Source organism: Gordonia gummivorans (assembly GCF_022513585.1).
GTDB lineage: Bacteria > Actinomycetota > Actinomycetes > Mycobacteriales > Mycobacteriaceae > Gordonia.
Window position 1 is genome coordinate 1 of sequence record NZ_JAKWBF010000084.1, and the last position, 1,059, is coordinate 1,059.

Annotated in this window: 2 protein-coding genes; both read left to right on the forward strand. The window is 67.1% G+C overall.

Features of this window, described 5'->3' with window-relative positions; genetic code table 11:
• Nucleotides 1–148 precede the first annotated feature (148 nt).
• On the forward strand, nucleotides 149–337 hold the full coding sequence (locus MKW15_RS24190) for a hypothetical protein (RefSeq protein WP_240862940.1): 189 nt from the start codon (nucleotides 149–151) through the stop codon (nucleotides 335–337).
• On the forward strand, nucleotides 337–1,059 hold a 723-nt coding region (locus MKW15_RS24195; RefSeq protein ID WP_240862941.1), incomplete at its 3' end, for a flagellar biosynthesis protein FlhF. The genes MKW15_RS24190 and MKW15_RS24195, both read left to right, overlap by 1 nt.

Consider the following 1,059-nt stretch of genomic DNA (forward strand, 5'->3'; position numbering starts at 1 on the left):
GTCGACACACTCCAGGCCGCCGACCTGCTCGGCATCACCCCGCGCCACGTCCGACGCATCGCCGCCGACCTCGACGGACAACGCATCGCCGGAAGATGGATCTTCAACCGCAACAACATCATCGACTACAGAGAAGGAAGAACACACCATGGCACAACCCACTGACGTCCTCGAAGCGGCCGTCAAGCAGTACCTCTCGGAACTGTCGGACGACGACTTCGCCAAGCTCGTCGCCGAAGTCCGACCACCCGCCGACGACGACAGCCCGGAGCACAAGCCCAAGGACGACGGTCCCGCCTATCCCGAGTCGTGGGGCCACCACCCGAAGGGCAAGTGATGAGCACCAACGCACTCCCCGGCGACATCGCCAACCTCGTCGAGCAGACCACCGCACTCGGCGGAACCATCCCGGCCGAGCTGTCCGCGATCACCGACGCCATGGCCGCGGTCGCCGCCTGGTCGCCGCCCGAACCGACCGACATCGCGTCCATCATCCGCCGCGGTGACCTCGACGCCGGCAACGCCGTGGGCATCCTCGACGACGCCCTCGTGCAGCCGAACCGCAACCCCGCCGACCTCAAGGTCACCGCCAAACACGAACTCACACAACAGTTCGCGCGCACCCTCCAAGGCAAACCCGGAGACCAGCTCATCGACAGCATCCGGCCCACGTTCGAGAAAGCCTGCACCGCGATCGCCACCGCAGCCGAACTCGTCCCCGCCAACGCAACACCCACCGACCTCGCCGAAGCCGACGACCAGTTCATCGCCGCATGGCGCACCCTCGGCGAACACCGCACCACACTCGACCAGGTAGCCGGCGTGCTCGGCATCCTCACCGAACGGTTCGACGTCCTCGGCGGACCCCAACCCTGGCACGGACCCCGCTGGATCGACGCCGCCTTCCACGTCACCGACGTCTCATGGCTCGAACGCTGCGGCCGCGCACTCACCGCACCCAACGGTGTAGGAAGCGCACGAGGCGGCAAATGGCACAGCATCAGCAGCGCGTTGACCCTCAACACCGTCACCGACGCACGCGCCATCCTCGCCGACGCC